We start from the raw sequence: 15,991 nt of genomic DNA on the forward strand, positions 1-15,991 counted from the left end.
GCTATTCTCTTCCCTCTCAGGAAGTGGCGCGTATTATGCGTATATGACCGGCAACCGTCAACCCCTTTTTTACTAACTTTTTTTAAATGCTCATTAAGTGTGCGCATTAGGGCGAAATACGCACAAAAAGCGGTGAAATTGAACAACTTGCACCTCAATTACACTACTTTTACCACGCTTTTTTACCTGCTTTTGTTTGGTAATAACATACGTCTATTGGGCGCGGACCATATGTATTGTCATGAAAAAACGGGTTATCAAGTTTTTTCCCTGTATTAACACGTTTTTTGTATTCTTCGTGATGAGGTGTTTGCACAAAATAGGGCGCTCCGCCATCTGAGTGAACGAATGCCTGCTTAATTTTACTTTCTTGGGTAATGTTATCCAATACACCACCGTTTTCCATGTTCCCACGGGGTAATTTTTGAAGCAGGTCCATCCCGTGGACTACGCGACCTATTACCGACATATTTCTGTCGAGGTGGCGTGGCGCTTGACCGATTACAATATAGAATTCTGTACTGGCGGTATCCTTTTCGCTATTGCGAGCAAAAGCGACCACACCTGGGCAGTGAAGCCCCCACATCTCTTTTCGATTTTTATCAATTCCAACGGGAAAGCCATCTAAAAATCCAGTACTGGGGGCAAACATATCGTTTTGCTCCACCACATTTACGTTACTATTTAACGGCTGTATAAATTCTGCACTGATAGGTTTTAGTAATTTAGGTGGAAATTGAGTATCGTCATGGGAGTCGTTACTCCCAGCTTGTGCAACGAATCCATCCACTACGCGATAAAACGCCTGTTTGTTATAAAACCCAGCATCAATTAAGCTTTTAAAACGAGCAACATGGGTTGGTGCTAGGGAAGGGTGAAGTGCAATAACAACATCGCCGTATGCTGTGCTAAGTGTTACGGTATTCCCTTGAGGAACCTGATACCAGCTTTCGCTATTGCTATGTAGCGCAGTGCCTTCAGGAAGCGTCGGTATTCTTTCCTCAGCGTTACTATCTATTGTCGTGGGTGACGATTGCATGAGTCTTTTGTCGGCATTGGCATTGGCACTGTTGATGAGCAAACTCATTGCCGCCGATATGATTAATACTATTTTATGTGAAGCATTACGTACGGCTTTGTTACTCGTACGTGGCTTTTTTGTGGTACTGCGGTGGCGTGGACAATACATATCTTAAACCTTTTCGTTTTTAGTATTTTATATCAGGCTTATACCAGTCCGTATAGAGAATTACACACTTTAAACTCGCCCTTCTGGGTGGGCACTTTTCTATGCAGATTGGTATTACTTCACAATCAATCAGAAGAAACAAAAAAGCCACCTTACGGTGGCTTGATAACTATAAAATCAATGTGTCAACGGTATTAAACGTTAAAGCGGAAGTGAATAACGTCACCATCTTTAACAATGTATTCTTTACCTTCAAGACGCCATTTACCTGCGTCTTTCGCACCTTGTTCGCCGTTAAACTCGACAAAGTGGTCGTAACTTACGATTTCAGCACGAATAAAGCCTTTTTCGAAGTCGGTGTGAATTTTACCCGCCGCTTGTGGCGCTGTTGAACCTTCAGGGAAAGTCCATGCACGTACTTCTTTTACGCCCGCAGTGAAATAAGTTTGAAGAGTAAGCAAGTTGTAACCTGAGCGGATAACGCGGTTAAGGCCTGGCTCTTCAAGACCCATGTCCTGCATGAACTCTTCGCGCTCGTCGTCTTCAAGCTCAGCTATATCTGACTCGATAGCCGCGCACACAGCAACAACAGTAGCATTTTCGCCCGCTGCAATTTCTTTTACCTGATCCAGGTAAGGGTTATTTTCAAAACCGTCTTCATTCACGTTTGCAATGTACATGGTTGGCTTAAGAGTAAGCATGTTCATGTAGCTGATTGCAGCAAGCTCTTCTTTAGTTAGCTCAAGTGATCGAAGCAACAAACCTTCGTCTAAATGCGGCTTAATCTTCTCAAGCACTTTCATTTCGTACTTGGCATCAGCATCGCCACCTTTTGCGCGCTTAGCAACACGGTGAAGTGCTTTTTCTGTTGTTTCTAAGTCAGAAAGCGCAAGCTCGGTGTTAATAACATCGATATCGTCTTTAGGGCTAACGCGACCCGCAACGTGTACAATGTTTTCATCGTCAAAGCAGCGTACTACGTGGCCAATAGCGTCGGTTTCACGGATGTTGGCTAGGAATTTGTTTCCTAAACCTTCACCTTTAGAGGCACCTTCTACCAAGCCAGCAATGTCTACGAATTCCATGGTAGTGGGAATAACGCGCTGTGGTTTTACAATTTCAGCCAACTTATCCAAACGAAGATCTGGCACAGGAACAACACCTGTGTTTGGCTCAATAGTACAAAACGGGAAGTTTGCCGCTTCAATACCTGCTTTAGTTAATGCATTGAAAAGTGTTGATTTACCTACGTTTGGTAGGCCAACAATACCGCATTTAAAACCCATGGTATGGATCCTTAGTTTGGAAAAGTGATAACTGGCTAGGTTTACCCTTTGTGTGAGTGTAACCTGTTTTGTGCTTGCTTAAGGTCTTCTTTCAGCAAAATCTCTGTACAGCGAACCGCTTCATCTATGGCACTTTCAATGGCTGCTTTTTCATCTGCTGGTGGCTTGCCAAGAACATGGCCGGTAACGCGGCTTTTATGACCTGGATGACCAATACCTATACGCAAACGCAAAAAATTCTTGTTGTTACCCATTTTAGCCACAATGTCACGAACACCATTTTGACTTGAACTACCGCCCACTTTGTATTTTGCTACGCCTGGAGGTAAATCTAATTCGTCAAACGCTACTAATATTTGTTCTGGTTCTATGCGGTAAAAATTAGCCATTGCTGCTACGGCTTGTCCACTTTTATTCATAAACGTAGTGGGGTAGAGCAAACGGACGTCTTTGCCAGCAATAGTAATGCGAGCAGTCTTACCGAAGAATTTGGTTTCTGGTTTTAGCGGGGCGTTGAAGGTGTCGGCAAGTTGGTTAAGAAACCATTCACCGGCATTGTGTCGGGTATTTTCATATTCGGGGCCTGGATTACCCAGACCCACGATAAGGCGGATATCAGCCAAGAGGATTATTCCTCAGAAGCTGCTTCTTCGCCGTCTTCTTCTGCGTCAGCCGCTTTAGGAGCAGGCTTAACAGTTACAACCGCTAGGTCGTGAGCTTCGTCGTTCTTAGCAAGTTCTACTGAAGAAACGCCAGCTGGAAGAGTTAGGTCAGAAAGGTGTACAGTTTGACCCATTTCAACAGCAGCCATGTCTACTTCGATGAACTCTGGAAGGTTCTTAGGTAGACAAGTAACTTCGATTTCAGTTACGTGGTGCTCAGCAATACCGCCAGCTTTAGCAGCAGCAGATTGATCTTCATTTACGAAGTGAAGTGGTACGTTAGTGTGAACGTCTTGACCAGCGATTACACGTTGGAAGTCAATGTGTGTGATCTTTGGCTTGAAAGGGTGACGTTGCATATCTTTAACTAGAACTTCAACAACTTTACCATCAAGGTTAATCTCAAGAACGTGAGAATAGAACGCTTCAAAGTCAGCTGAGTTGTTTACTTTGTTATGATCTAGTGTGATAGAAACTGGTGCTTCTTCACCACCGTAGATGATACCAGGTAGCTTATCTTCGCGACGTAGGCGGCGGCTCGCACCTTTCCCTAGATCTGTACGAACAGAAGCATCTAGTTTGAAATTTGCTTCAGACATTGTCTGTCTCCAAAAATATATAAGTGTAATGATGTGAAATTTTGCGACCAAATCTCACTGTAAAATGATGTTATAAGCGCTAAAAATCTATTTTTATGCTCAAGAAAACACCAGCCCAAAATTCAAGGGCGGCGAATTCTAACACCACCTACCAAAACATACAATTGTCATCGCAGATAAAAAGCAGGTGCACGAACACCTTTACGTGATGCATTTAGCGTAAAGGCGTGCCGCAACACGCCTTTATTACGTTATTCGTAAACAGTGTATGTTCACATTGCTGGTCACTTATTAATCCATCCACGTTAGCATTTATTTATCAGTGACCAACGAAGTCGGGGCTTATTTTGTCAGCACCACTCTGTAATGTGCTTTTCCTTCTCTAAGCCTTTCAATCGCACTGTTTACATCGTCAAATTTAAACGTTTCGGTTACAGGCTCGATATTATGATGCGCAGCGAAATCCAACATGGTTTTAATCGTCGCAGGACTTCCAACAGGAGAGCCTGACACACTTTTCTGCCCACCAATTAAATTAAATGCGCCAATATCAAGGGGCTCCAAGGTTGCGCCGACAAAATGCAGACGACCCTTCGGTGCAAGTGTAGAAAGGTATAAATTCCAATCTAGTTTTACATTAACCGTTGATATGATGAGATCAAATCGGCCTCGGGCCTGTTTTATTTCACTTTCATCGCGGCTGTTTATGGTTTCAGTTGCACCTAACTCGAGCGCCTCTTGTTTTTTCGATTCGCTTGATGTGAAAGCGACCACTTTGCAGCCCCATGCGTTTAAAAACTGCAGGGCTAGGTGACCTAAACCGCCAATTCCAATCACCGCTACTTCACTCGTTGGGCTAATGTTAAATTGAACAAGGGGGTTGAAGACCGTTATGCCGCCGCAGAAAAGCGGTCCTGCTTTTGTGCTATCTATTGAGTCGGGAAGAGGGATCACTGCACGAGCTTGTGCACGTACTTTATCAGCAAAACCTCCGTGTCGACCGCCTATCGTCATGGTTGCGTCGGCGCAAAGGTTATGGTCGCCTGCTTCACACGTTCTACAGCTATTGCAATAACTCGCGTGCCAACCTAAGCCCACCCGCTGACCGACCTTTAGCGAAGTAACGTGTTCGCCAACTTGACTAATTGTGCCCACCACTTCATGGCCTGGAACAAAAGGATATTCTGTCATGCCCCATTCATTATCTAGCATGCTCAAGTCACTGTGGCAGATACCGCAGCTTTCAACGTTAATTTCAACATCGTGTGCGCCTAACTCACCAGGATCATACTGAAATTTTTCAAGCTTCCCGCCAGCTTCTTTGGCAGCATATGCATTTATCATTGATATCAGTCCTTTAGAAGTAATACGGTTTCGGTAACCCGTGGATAAAATATTCGAATATAGTCAAATTCTCTTAATTTGTGCCTTTCGAACGCATAGTTGTAATTTGCTACCTTCAACATTCTGATATCGATCAGTGTGTTCGTTCGTTACCAATTACTTTGCTGGTATCAAGTACCTTAACGTCAGATACCTGAAACACCGTGCCAAACTGGGTAAAGGTCATCATGTTAGGCTTAGGTGTACCCTTAACTTCAACAATAAGGCCATTTTTTTGATAGGCTTTATCTAAACCGTGCAATGTATATCGGCCGCCGTCTTCAGCGATAAAGGCATAAAAACCGCCTTCCAAATCTTTGAATATAATGCTGCCCTTCATGGTAACTTCACCTTCCACGGTGTTTTCTACCGCTTCCGCTTGAGTAACAGGCTCTGCCTTTAGTTCTGTAGGTAAGTTATCTTCACTACTTTGTAACTCTTCTTTCTTATCTACCATTGTGATGTCCTTTTTCTGCTCTTCTTCCGCACACGCGGCAAGCAGTGTCATGGAAGTCAAAATGAGTACTAATTTGAGTCGATTGATTTTCATTTTCTTATTCCTTTATCAAGTCGTAGCACGCTTATTGTGGATAATGTCCTCGAAAAATGATGATAAGATAGGTTCTTTCTACATCACTTTGATTAGCTAGTCTTCCACGAGCGTTGCGTAATTTCTACAAATAATAAATAATCCCGTACATCTTTTTCACATTTTCAAAAGAAGTAGCAGGCGATTAACTCTCATTTCTATTTTATTTCCAATTTCAAATTGCACTTTAAAAAAGGGGCGAAGGGAGAGAGGACAGGCTTTTTGTCATTTTTTCCTCGGATGGCTGATTAAATGAATAAATCTAAGTGACAGAAATATAAAGAAAAACGAATGAGAAATTGAGTTGTTCCTTACGCCAGCTTCGTTTTTAAATTACCGCAGAGTTTAGTCAAACACATTATTTCGCTCGCGTTGAAATCATAGTAAAACGGTTATGGCATGGAGCATGCAGTGACATACATGCAATGACATAAACGTGAGTACCGAAGGAAAAATACCTTGAAATAAAAACCTTAAGGTAGTTTCCAAAAGGTAAACAACGATGTGTTACTACCAATATACAAGCACTAAATAGTATAGCGGTGAAAAAGGCATATAAATCGTATTAGCGGCGTTTTGTCATTAACCATCAATTAGTTACGCAGTTTTTAAGGAGAGAAAATGAAGCATTTAACTAAAATTTTTGCAGTATCGAGTCTGGCGCTGGCGGCAAGTGCATGTGATGTGAACAAGACTGAAGACGGGGAAATGCCTGACGTAGAGGTGAAGTCTGGTGAATTACCTGAGTATGAAGTAAAGAAAACGGATGACGGCGAAATGCCAGATGTTGACGTTGAAGGCGGTAAGCTGCCTGAATACGACGTTGAAACAATGGATGTTGACGTTAAAACAGAGACTAAAGAAGTAGAAGTTCCTGTTGTCGATGTAGAAATGCCAGAAGAAGACGAAGACGATATTGATAATTAGTCAATAGCGCTTCAAAGAGAAGCGAGTGAAACAATGCTAATAAGCAACATTGTCTCACTCGCTTTTTTGTATGAATTAGTATTCAAACATGGCTGAAATTGATTCTTCGTTACTAATACGACGAATAGTTTCAGCAAGCATTTCAGATAAAGTAAGTTGTTTTACTTTTCCAATTTGCTTCATCTCTGCGCTCAGAGGTATAGAGTCAGTAACGATTATCTCGTCAATAACAGACTCTTTGAGATTATGTGCAGCATTGCCTGAGAAGATAGCGTGCGTTGCGTAAGCGTAAACGCGACGAGCACCATGTGCTTTAAGCGCTTCTGCAGCTTTTGCAAGCGTACCGCCTGTATCAATCATGTCATCGACAATAATGCAGTCTCTGTCTTTGACATCACCGATAATATTCATTACCTGCGCTACGTTCGCTTTAGGGCGACGCTTATCGATAATGGCAAGGTCGGTATCGTTAAGCAACTTCGCAGTAGCGCGCGCTCGCACAACACCGCCGATATCAGGTGAAACCACCACAGGGTCGGCAAAGTCACGTCTTACCATATCAGCAAGAAGGATAGGAGTACCGAATGCATTATCTACCGGAACATCAAAGAAACCTTGAATCTGTTCTGCGTGTAGGTCAATTGTAAGTACGCGGTCAACACCAACGTTAGACAGGAAGTCAGCCACTACTTTAGCAGTAATAGGCACCCTGGCTGAACGAACACGACGGTCTTGGCGTGCATAACCAAAATATGGAATAACTGCTGTAATACGACCAGCGGATGCGCGACGCAGAGCATCGATCATCACAATTAATTCCATTAGGTTATCGTTAGTAGGGGCACACGTAGACTGGATAATAAAAACGTCCGAGCCACGGACGTTTTCATGAATTTCTACGCTAATTTCACCGTCACTGAAACGGCCAACTTTGGCATTTCCAAGTTTGGTATACAGGCGATCGGCGACTTTCTGGGCAAGTTCTGGTACGGCATTACCTGCAAAGAGCTTCATATCTGGCACAAGTGGTTCCTCAGTGCGTTGATAAAAGAGGTTTGGCTGGGGTAGCAGGACTCGAACCTACGAATGGCGGGATCAAAACCCGCTGCCTTACCAACTTGGCTATACCCCAATTTTTAAGTTCTTGTCCGATGTGGCGTACACGCTATCTTTGTTGTTTTAATTTGTCTAATAGTGGTGAGCGATTCACACCTTTTGCGACAAAACTCTGCCAAGCTTCAGGCATTTTAGCCCTAACCTGTTCGGCTAAAGTGTAGTCAGAAAAAGTGGCAAACACGCATGCACCTGTACCCGTCATTCGCGACGGTGCGTAGTGTACCAACCACTGTAATAAATTTGCAACTTCGGGATGAAGATTAGCGACTAATTGCTGACAATCGTTCCAAGTTTTTTCAAATTCGTAGTCTTCCCATCGCATTGGCGGTGTATTTCTAGGCAAATCTTCAGATGTAAAGACCTCAGCAGTGCTGACATGGACGTTAGGGTTTGCGACTAAAAAGTACTGTTCTGGTTGGGGCGCAGGGGTAATGTCTTCGCCAATACCACCGGCAAATGCGGTCAAACCGCGTACAAAAATCGGTACATCAGCACCCAAGCTTAAGCCTAACTCAGCTAACTCATCTTCACTTAACCCGGTATCCCATAAATAATTAAGTGCAACTAATGTTGTTGCCGCGTTTGATGAACCCCCACCAATACCACCTCCCATGGGAAGGCGCTTATCAAGTGATATTACCGCGCTTTTATCGCAATTGGTTTTTCGAGCAAGTAAACGCGCAGCCTTGATAATTAAGTTTTCATCGTCCGGCACGCCCTCAAGCGGTTTGTCCATCTTTATTTCTGTGTTGTCATTAGAGACGGCAAACGCAAGGCTATCGCCATAATCCAACATTTGAAATAAACTTTGCAACTGATGATAACCATTCTCGTATTGACCTAATATATGAAGGAAAAGATTGAGTTTAGCGGGCGAAGGCCACCAGTCTTTTTGTGTTGTAACAGATGCGTTCACTACAGCGTCCACTGATAAATTTTAATTTTGAGTTGGGTTTTCGGCATATCTGGTGTTTCGTTTTGGGTGAGTGTTATGCTGTGGGGCAGCCATACAGGCTCTTCGTTGCCCATAAGAACACTACCATAATTGCCATAAGAAACTTGCCAATTGCGACAACCTTTGCAGTAGCTTTCAAGGGTATCAACAAGGCCTTTTTCGGTGAGGGTAAATTTATCGCCTTCAAGAGGTAACCCTTTTACCCAAGATAAAAGGGGCGCTACGGGTATAACCATACCCGTTACTTGATAGATAAGCGGCTCGGGGAGGGCGTTACTAAATGTCTCGCCATCCGCCTCTAAAACGGACTTTTCATCTGTAACCGTTAGTTTAACCAAACTAACACCCAGAAAATTCGTTAATCGGAAATCAAAATCTCCCGAATCGTTTTTCCAAACTAAATTAAGGCTGGCGGCGTCTTTGCCTTGGCGAAAGGCAATCTTTCCTCGCATTTGCCACGTACTTACCTCGGCGACTTTTTCTAGCTGAGCAGTTAAGTTCACCGCAGTTTGCGGGCCTTTGGGAGCAGTAGTGCATGCGCTCAACAAAAAACAAAGGGCAATTAAAACGGAAAATAAGCGAATCATCGAAGCTTAGTACCTGCATAAAAATAGAACACGTTATGTTGTGACATTATGGGAACACAGTTTCACCAACACTTTCAATCATTTTGGGTTTTTCGTACAATGCCGCTCCGACGTTGCCAGCACAGATTTTAATGACTTTACTCGCCCTTGGTATTAACCATAAAACAGCACCAGTAGCACTTCGCGAAAAAGTGGCCTTTACACCAGATTCTCTGGTGGAAGCGCTTGCGAGTTTAAAAAAGCTGCAGGGCGTCGATGAGTCTGTCATTGTTTCTACCTGTAATCGCACCGAGCTTTATGTCAATACGCAAGACGACAGTGGCCAAGAGCTTCTACAATGGCTAAGCGACTTTCATCACCTCGATGTAGAAGAGATTGCTAATAATAGCTATGTTTTAGCGCAAGAAGAAGCGGTTAAGCATATCATGCGCGTAGCCAGCGGGCTTGATTCATTAATTCTCGGCGAGCCACAAATATTAGGGCAAGTGAAGCAGGCATTTGGCGATGCGAAACACTCGGGTATGATTAACAGTGAGTTCGACAAGCTGTTTCAACATACTTTTTCAGTGGCAAAGCGCGTTCGCAGTGAAACGGATATTGGTGCCAATGCGGTAAGCGTAGCTTACGCAGCGGTTCAGTTAGCGAAGCACATTTTTGCCGAGTTACCCAAGCGTTCTGTTCTGCTTGTAGGGGCCGGAGAAACTATAGAGCTGGTAGCGCAACATTTGAAGGAACAAGGAGTCCGTAGTTTGGCTGTGGCAAATAGAACGATTGCCCGCGCAGAAGCGTTAGCTGAAACACTCGACGCCAATGTGTTTACTTTGTCTCAAGTTCCAGAGCATTTAAAAGATTTCGATATCGTTATCAGCTCTACCGCAAGCCAACTGCCGTTAATCGGCAAAGGCATGGTAGAGAAAGCGCTGAAGCAACGCAAAAATATGCCCATGTTCTTAGTTGATCTTGCTGTACCACGGGATATCGAATCGGAAGTTAATGAGTTAGGCGACGCTTACCTTTATACTGTTGACGATTTGCAGCACATTGTTCAAAAGAACCTAGAAAATAGAGAACAAGCGGCGAAAGAAGCAGAAAAACTCATTGAAAGGCAAGCTGGCGACTACATGACGTGGAAACAGTCCCAGCAATCGATAGATTTAGTAAGACAGTATCGCCAAAAAGGCATGGCACAGCGTGACGATATTGTAGAAAAAGCCAAAGCGCAACTAGCGGAAGGCAAAAATGCCGAGACGGTATTAGAGGAAATGGCGTACAAACTTACCAATACGCTAATGCACTCCACGACGTTAGCATTACGCGAAGCTGCCATGCACGACGATCCGGCACTGAGTCGCTGGATGGGACAGGCATTAGATTTATCTGACTTTTCGTCAGACAATAATAAATAAGGTAATAATAAATATATGAAAGAGTCGGTAGTTAGGAAACTCGAACACCTTGTCGAGCGTTTCGAAGAAGTTCAGGCGTTGCTCGGCGACCCTGGAGTTATCGGCGATCAGGACAAGTTTCGCAACTTGTCAAAAGAGTTTAGCCAGCTAGAAGATGTGGTTGCTGGCTTTAATGCCTATCAGCAAGCGCAAGAGAACTTAGCGTCAGCGATGGAAATGCTGAACGAAGACGATGCAGAAATGCGCGAAATGGCACAAGAAGAGATGAAAGAAGCTAAGGCGGAAATTGAGCGCCTTGAAACCGAGCTTCAAGTATTGCTTCTGCCTAAAGATCCCAACGATGACAACAACTGTTTCTTGGAAATTCGCGCAGGTGCGGGTGGTGATGAAGCGGCAATATTCGCAGGTGACTTGTTCCGCATGTACAGCCGCTATGCAGAAACACGCGGGTGGCGTGTAGAACTTGTAAACGCGAATGAAGGCGAACACGGCGGCTATAAAGAAGTTATCGCTAACGTTAGTGGCGATGGCGTATATGGCGTTTTAAAATTCGAATCAGGTGGTCACCGAGTGCAGCGTGTACCTGAAACCGAATCGCAAGGCCGAATTCACACCTCCGCATGTACGGTAGCGGTGTTACCTGAAATTCCAGAGTCGCAAGCTATTGAAATTAACCCGGCTGAGCTTCGTATTGATACCTTCCGTGCATCGGGTGCTGGTGGTCAGCACGTTAACAAAACCGACTCTGCTATTCGTATTACTCACTTGCCAACGGGCTTGGTAGTGGAATGTCAGGACGAACGCTCGCAGCATAAAAACCGTGCGAAAGCAATGTCGGTACTTCAAGCGCGCCTAAATCAAATTGAAGAGGAGAAGCGTGCGGCAGAGGAGGCATCTACTCGTAAGAGCCTAGTCGGTAGCGGCGACCGCTCTGAGCGTATTCGTACTTACAATTTCCCGCAGGGGCGTGTAACCGATCATCGTATCAACCTCACTATTTATCGTTTGGATGAAGTTGTTGAAGGTGACCTTAAGCAGCTTATTGACCCGATATTGCAGGAGCATCAGGCCGACTTGTTAGCGTCACTGTCTGACGAATAACGGTATCTGACATACAATAATGCGCATAGACCAAGCTCTAGCATGGGCGGTACAGCAACTAGAGGGTGGGGAATCACCCTCTGTTGACGCCAAAGTTATACTGGCAAATATCCTTGAAAAGCCACAGACATTTCTTTTTACGTGGCCAGACAAAACCCTTGATGCGCTTCAAATAACGCACTTTGAAGACGCGATAGCCAGACGTAAAAAGGGCGAACCGGTTGCCTATATTGTTGGCAGGCGCGATTTCTGGACGCTTTCACTTTTTACCTCCCCTGATACACTTATCCCTCGCCCGGATACAGAAGTGCTTGTTGAGCAGGTTCTGAATTGGGCAGTTGAGAGTAAGCGTGAACCATTAGCTATATGTGACTTAGGTACGGGAACGGGGGCTATTGCCCTAGCGCTTGCAAGTGAGCTGCCTCAGGCGTTTGTTGTTGGCGTTGATTTTCAGACAGGCGCAGTTGAACTTGCCACGCGTAATGCTGAAGCTAATGGGGTAACTAACGCTCAGTTTTTACAAAGCGACTGGTTCAGCGCACTTACTGGGCAATCTTTCGATGTCATTGTTTCAAACCCACCATATATTGAAGAGGCCAGCCCCTACCTTAATGAAGGTGACGTACGCTTTGAACCTAAAACTGCACTTACGTCCGGCGTCGATGGTTTACACGACATAAAGCATATAATTAGTACCTCGCCGATGTTTCTAAATAAAGGTGGGTTGTTAGCTTTTGAGCATGGGTTTAATCAAGGACGTGCAGTAAGAGACCTGCTGTTAGCCGCTGGGTTTTCATCGGTAAGTACAGTTAAAGATTACGGAGAAAACGACCGCGTCACGTTCGGAGTTTGGTTATAACGTCTGGCTATAACGTTTGCAGATATCACTTCAAAACACTACCTAAGTTAATCTTCATAATTGCATACTTGCTAATATTCTGTTTTACATTAGTATTGTTGAGCAACGTTTATTCTTTAAGCGCAATTACAAAAAATACTTATATAACAGGATGTTTCCGATGAATGATGACTTTCTTTTCGCAGAAGACGATGATGATATACACGTCGAAGAGCTAGGCTGTTGGAAAGTACTCATTGTTGACGATGAGCCTGAAGTCCATGCGGTAACAAAGCTAGCGCTCAACGACTTTAATCTCAATGGCAAAACCCTTGAATTTGTGAGTGCGTATAGCGGCGAAGAAGCAAAGGCGATTTTTAAAAGCCATGATGATATTGCCGTTGTGCTGCTTGACGTTGTCATGGAGACCGACGATGCCGGCCTAAAGGTAGCTGAATACGTTAGAAACGAATTAGATAACCATTTTACCCGTATTATTCTAAGGACCGGCCAGCCTGGGCAGGCTCCTGAAAAAGATGTCATCATTAATTATGACATCAACGATTATAAATCTAAAACCGAACTTACTGCGCAGAAGCTTTTCACTGTGATTATTGCGGCACTTCGGTCGTATCGGGATATTATTGTTATAGAAGAAAATCGACGGGGCTTAGAAAAAATTATTGATGCCTCGGTGGATTTATTCTCGTCCCGCTCTCTTGAGAAGTTCATGCAGGGCATTATTCAGCAGCTTGCCTCTATTTTAGGATGCTCTAAAGACGCGGCATATATAACAACAGCGGTGGCAACGACCTCTCGTACAATGAGTACATCCAACAACGCGCTCGATGACGATGAGCTTTACGTGTTTGCCGGTAACGGCGAGTATGCGAGCAAAGAAGGTGTGCCGCTAAAAGATGCGATAAATGATCAAGAATATGCGTTGTGTGTAAAGGCAATGCGCGAAAAGCAAATTGTTTACGCCGAAGATCACGTTGTTGCCTATTGTAATAGTAAAAGCCATAACGGAGCGCTTTTATACTTATCTGGCTTGCCTCGTAGAATAGGGGAAAGCGATCGTCATCTGGTTAAGCGGTTCTCTGATAGCGTGCAGCTAGCTTTTGATAATGTTTTGAAAACCGTAGACGTTGAAGCCACGCAGAAAGAAATTATTGAGCGCTTAGGGCGAGCATTGGAGCATGAATCTAATGGTTCTAATAACTTAAAACGAATGGTGAAAATGGCCCAGCTCCTTGCAAAAAAAGCGGGACTTGACGAACATGCAATACACGAGCTCGGCCTAGCGATACCGCTTCACGACATAGGCACGTCTATTGTGCCGAAGTCTATCCTTCAAAAATCCAGTCCTCTTTCTGAAGAAGAAATATTTAAAATACGGCAACACGCAGAGTTTGGATATCAAATTTTACGCGATTCCTGTCGTCCGACTATTCAGTTGGCAGCGATGCTCGCAAAACAACATCATGAGCGCTGGGATGGCAAGGGATACCCTGATGGCCTTAAAAAAGAAGAGATCGATATTAAAAGCCGCATCGCTACCTTGGTTGATGTCTTCGATGCTTTACTGAATGCTCGTCCTTATAAACCGGCATGGCCTATTGAGAAGGTAGAAGCAGTTCTAATAGAAGAAAAAGGGCAGCACTTCGACCCCTATTTAGTTGACTGTTTATTAAGCGATATGTCTGCATTCATGGCTATCCAGACGGAATATGCGGACGAGAAGTAGATGGGTTTTCAAAAGAAATAAAGAAAAATGGGTTGGTGGTATAAGGTAGCGTTACGCATAGATAGCGACGAGTATACGAATCGAAACGTATAAATGTGATTTCTTCAACATTTCTGCGTTTTTTGCTTGGTAATATACGCTACAATGTTGCCTTGAAATTCGCGCTCAATTTTAAAGAAAACAGGTGCTTAATAGCGCCTGTTTTTTTAACTACAGCTTGCTGCATGTAAATGAGGTTTGTCCAACTTGCGCAATAGCGAAAACACTTTTTTACCACGGCTTCGGGCTGCTTATTTATAAAAACAGGAATTAAATTATGTATATGATGGCTAAACATCTCCACTTAACTGCTGTTGGCTTAAGCATCTTATTTTTTATCTTCCGTTTTGTTTGGAGTCAATTAGATGCCAATGCACTTTCAAAAAAATGGATGAAAATACTCCCACATATTATTGATACCGTGTTGTTAGGAAGCGCAGTATGGTTATGTATCATTCTATCTCAGTACCCATTCGTTAATGCATGGCTGACATTTAAAGTAATTGGCGTGATCCTGTACATTGTTTTCGGTTTGTTTGCACTTAAGAAAGCAAAAACGACGTTAAGCAAATGGGCCTTTTTCATTGCTGCAATTGGTGTACTAATGGCAACAGCCATGGTTGCCGTTACTAAACAACCTCTTTTTTAAGATTTAATGGGAAATAGATAATGTCTGAATCTCAACAGATTATTCGTGTTGGTAACGTTGACGTTGCCAACCATTTACCGTTTGTGCTTTTCGGTGGAATGAACGTACTTGAGTCTCGCGATCTCGCTATGCGTATTGCAGAGCACTATGTTGAAGTTACCCAAAAACTGAATATTCCGTACGTTTTCAAAGCGTCTTTTGATAAAGCTAACCGCTCATCGGTGACTTCTTACCGTGGGCCTGGAATGGAAGAAGGGCTGCGTATTTTTGAAGAAATCAAGTCTACCTTTAATGTACCTTTAATTACCGATGTACACGAACCTCATCAAGCCGCACCGGTTGCAGAAGTAGTTGATGTTATTCAGTTGCCTGCATTCTTAGCACGTCAAACTGACCTTGTAGTTGCCATGGCAAAAACAGGTTGCGTAATCAATGTGAAAAAGCCTCAGTTTCTTGCGCCCCATGAAATGCGCCACATTATTGGTAAGCTGGGTGAAGCGGGCAACGATAAGGTTATTCTTTGTGAGCGCGGAAGCTGCTTCGGCTACAACAATTTAGTTGTCGATATGCTTGGTATGGATGCAATGAAAGAGTATGCCCCCGTTATTTTTGACGCAACGCATGCGCTTCAGATGCCAGGTGGAAGGGCAACATCAGCTGATGGCCGTCGTGCTCAAGCAGCACAACTAGCGCGAAGTGGTATGGCGTTAGGTTTAGCAGGTCTTTTCATCGAGGCACATCCAAACCCTGATGAAGCATTATGCGATGGGCCGTGTGCATTGCCTCTTGCGAAGCTGGAACCATATTTACAGCAGATGAAAGCGTTAGACGAACTAGTAAAAGGTTTTGACGCGTTAGATACGAGTAATACCTAAGCAGTTGTTGATGGCGTATGCCGGTGCAAGCACCGGCATGCGT

Annotated in this window: 16 protein-coding genes and 1 tRNA gene; 7 read left to right on the forward strand and 10 right to left on the reverse strand. The window is 43.9% G+C overall.

Annotation, left to right across the window (positions count from 1 at the left end):
* Window positions 1-169: 169 nt before the first annotated feature.
* From GVO62_RS00005 to GVO62_RS00030, 6 genes are all read right to left on the reverse strand, one after another.
* Entirely contained in the window at window positions 170-1,189 is a 1,020-nt protein-coding gene (locus tag GVO62_RS00005) for a peptidylprolyl isomerase (RefSeq protein WP_159117196.1), read from the reverse strand.
* Window positions 1,190-1,383: 194 nt separating this feature from the next.
* Window positions 1,384-2,475: a redox-regulated ATPase YchF gene (gene ychF / locus GVO62_RS00010; protein ID WP_105930870.1), complete on the reverse strand. Its 1,092-nt coding sequence runs from the start codon at window positions 2,473-2,475 to the stop codon at window positions 1,384-1,386.
* 41 nt (window positions 2,476-2,516) lie between these two features.
* Window positions 2,517-3,098: an aminoacyl-tRNA hydrolase gene (gene pth, locus GVO62_RS00015; protein ID WP_159117197.1), complete on the reverse strand. Its 582-nt coding sequence runs from the start codon at window positions 3,096-3,098 to the stop codon at window positions 2,517-2,519.
* A gap of 5 nt (window positions 3,099-3,103) precedes the next feature.
* Window positions 3,104-3,736, reverse strand: coding sequence for a 50S ribosomal protein L25/general stress protein Ctc (locus tag GVO62_RS00020; RefSeq protein ID WP_159117198.1), 633 nt, complete (start codon window positions 3,734-3,736; stop codon window positions 3,104-3,106).
* A 342-nt stretch (window positions 3,737-4,078) separates the two neighbouring features.
* Entirely contained in the window at window positions 4,079-5,080 is a 1,002-nt protein-coding gene (gene ahr / locus GVO62_RS00025) for an NADPH-dependent aldehyde reductase Ahr (protein ID WP_159117199.1), read from the reverse strand.
* 133 nt (window positions 5,081-5,213) lie between these two features.
* Window positions 5,214-5,669 (reverse strand): ribose-phosphate pyrophosphokinase, encoded by a 456-nt coding sequence (locus GVO62_RS00030; protein WP_159117200.1) that lies wholly within the window; start codon window positions 5,667-5,669, stop codon window positions 5,214-5,216.
* Between the two features lie 660 nt (window positions 5,670-6,329).
* Here GVO62_RS00030 and GVO62_RS00035 point away from each other — a divergent pair.
* Window positions 6,330-6,635 carry a hypothetical protein gene (locus GVO62_RS00035; protein WP_159117201.1) on the forward strand — a complete coding sequence of 102 codons (306 nt, stop codon included), beginning with the start codon at window positions 6,330-6,332 and terminating at the stop codon, window positions 6,633-6,635.
* 75 nt (window positions 6,636-6,710) lie between these two features.
* Here GVO62_RS00035 and GVO62_RS00040 read toward each other — a convergent pair whose 3' ends face one another.
* The 4 genes from GVO62_RS00040 to lolB form a co-directional block, all read right to left on the reverse strand.
* A complete protein-coding gene (locus GVO62_RS00040; RefSeq protein ID WP_105930876.1) occupies window positions 6,711-7,658 on the reverse strand; it encodes a ribose-phosphate pyrophosphokinase in 948 nt (315 codons plus the stop codon).
* 33 nt (window positions 7,659-7,691) lie between these two features.
* Window positions 7,692-7,767: transfer RNA gene (locus GVO62_RS00045), tRNA-Gln, on the reverse strand.
* Between the two features lie 33 nt (window positions 7,768-7,800).
* A complete protein-coding gene (ispE, locus tag GVO62_RS00050) occupies window positions 7,801-8,667 on the reverse strand; it encodes a 4-(cytidine 5'-diphospho)-2-C-methyl-D-erythritol kinase (RefSeq protein WP_159117202.1) in 867 nt (288 codons plus the stop codon).
* Window positions 8,667-9,293 carry a lipoprotein insertase outer membrane protein LolB gene (gene lolB, locus GVO62_RS00055; protein WP_159117203.1) on the reverse strand — a complete coding sequence of 209 codons (627 nt, stop codon included), beginning with the start codon at window positions 9,291-9,293 and terminating at the stop codon, window positions 8,667-8,669. The genes ispE and lolB overlap by 1 nt, the downstream gene beginning before the upstream one ends.
* 131 nt (window positions 9,294-9,424) lie before the next feature.
* Between lolB and hemA the strand changes: the two genes are divergently transcribed.
* From hemA to kdsA, 6 genes are all read left to right on the forward strand, one after another.
* A complete protein-coding gene (hemA, locus tag GVO62_RS00060) occupies window positions 9,425-10,699 on the forward strand; it encodes a glutamyl-tRNA reductase (protein WP_159117204.1) in 1,275 nt (424 codons plus the stop codon).
* A gap of 15 nt (window positions 10,700-10,714) precedes the next feature.
* Window positions 10,715-11,800 (forward strand): peptide chain release factor 1, encoded by a 1,086-nt coding sequence (prfA, locus tag GVO62_RS00065; protein WP_105930879.1) that lies wholly within the window; start codon window positions 10,715-10,717, stop codon window positions 11,798-11,800.
* Window positions 11,801-11,819: 19 nt separating this feature from the next.
* Complete coding sequence (gene prmC, locus GVO62_RS00070) at window positions 11,820-12,659, forward strand: peptide chain release factor N(5)-glutamine methyltransferase (protein ID WP_159117205.1); 840 nt, start codon at window positions 11,820-11,822, stop codon at window positions 12,657-12,659.
* Between the two features lie 160 nt (window positions 12,660-12,819).
* Window positions 12,820-14,385, forward strand: a complete 1,566-nt coding sequence (locus GVO62_RS00075; RefSeq protein ID WP_159117206.1) for a response regulator — start codon at window positions 12,820-12,822, stop codon at window positions 14,383-14,385.
* Between the two features lie 322 nt (window positions 14,386-14,707).
* Window positions 14,708-15,073, forward strand: a complete 366-nt coding sequence (locus GVO62_RS00080; protein ID WP_236547018.1) for a SirB2 family protein — start codon at window positions 14,708-14,710, stop codon at window positions 15,071-15,073.
* A gap of 20 nt (window positions 15,074-15,093) precedes the next feature.
* Window positions 15,094-15,948, forward strand: coding sequence for a 3-deoxy-8-phosphooctulonate synthase (gene kdsA / locus GVO62_RS00085; RefSeq protein ID WP_159117208.1), 855 nt, complete (start codon window positions 15,094-15,096; stop codon window positions 15,946-15,948).
* The last annotated feature ends 43 nt before the right edge of the window (window positions 15,949-15,991 follow it).

Origin of the sequence: Alteromonas sp. KUL150 (assembly GCF_009811475.1) — a bacterium.
Lineage (GTDB): Bacteria > Pseudomonadota > Gammaproteobacteria > Enterobacterales > Alteromonadaceae > Alteromonas > Alteromonas gracilis.

Bases quoted from the DNA above. Each gene is read 5' to 3' on its own strand.
- GVO62_RS00005 (WP_159117196.1), bottom strand. From the start codon at position 1,189: ATGTATTGTCCACGCCACCGCAGTACCACAAAAAAGCCACGTACGAGT.
- ychF (WP_105930870.1), bottom strand. From the start codon at position 2,475: ATGGGTTTTAAATGCGGTATTGTTGGCCTACCAAACGTAGGTAAATCA.
- GVO62_RS00020 (WP_159117198.1), bottom strand. From the start codon at position 3,736: ATGTCTGAAGCAAATTTCAAACTAGATGCTTCTGTTCGTACAGATCTA.
- ahr (WP_159117199.1), bottom strand. From the start codon at position 5,080: ATGATAAATGCATATGCTGCCAAAGAAGCTGGCGGGAAGCTTGAAAAA.
- GVO62_RS00030 (WP_159117200.1), bottom strand. From the start codon at position 5,669: ATGAAAATCAATCGACTCAAATTAGTACTCATTTTGACTTCCATGACA.
- GVO62_RS00035 (WP_159117201.1), top strand. From the start codon at position 6,330: ATGAAGCATTTAACTAAAATTTTTGCAGTATCGAGTCTGGCGCTGGCG.
- lolB (WP_159117203.1), bottom strand. From the start codon at position 9,293: ATGATTCGCTTATTTTCCGTTTTAATTGCCCTTTGTTTTTTGTTGAGC.
- hemA (WP_159117204.1), top strand. From the start codon at position 9,425: ATGACTTTACTCGCCCTTGGTATTAACCATAAAACAGCACCAGTAGCA.
- prfA (WP_105930879.1), top strand. From the start codon at position 10,715: ATGAAAGAGTCGGTAGTTAGGAAACTCGAACACCTTGTCGAGCGTTTC.
- prmC (WP_159117205.1), top strand. From the start codon at position 11,820: ATGCGCATAGACCAAGCTCTAGCATGGGCGGTACAGCAACTAGAGGGT.
- GVO62_RS00075 (WP_159117206.1), top strand. From the start codon at position 12,820: ATGAATGATGACTTTCTTTTCGCAGAAGACGATGATGATATACACGTC.
- GVO62_RS00080 (WP_236547018.1), top strand. From the start codon at position 14,708: ATGATGGCTAAACATCTCCACTTAACTGCTGTTGGCTTAAGCATCTTA.
- kdsA (WP_159117208.1), top strand. From the start codon at position 15,094: ATGTCTGAATCTCAACAGATTATTCGTGTTGGTAACGTTGACGTTGCC.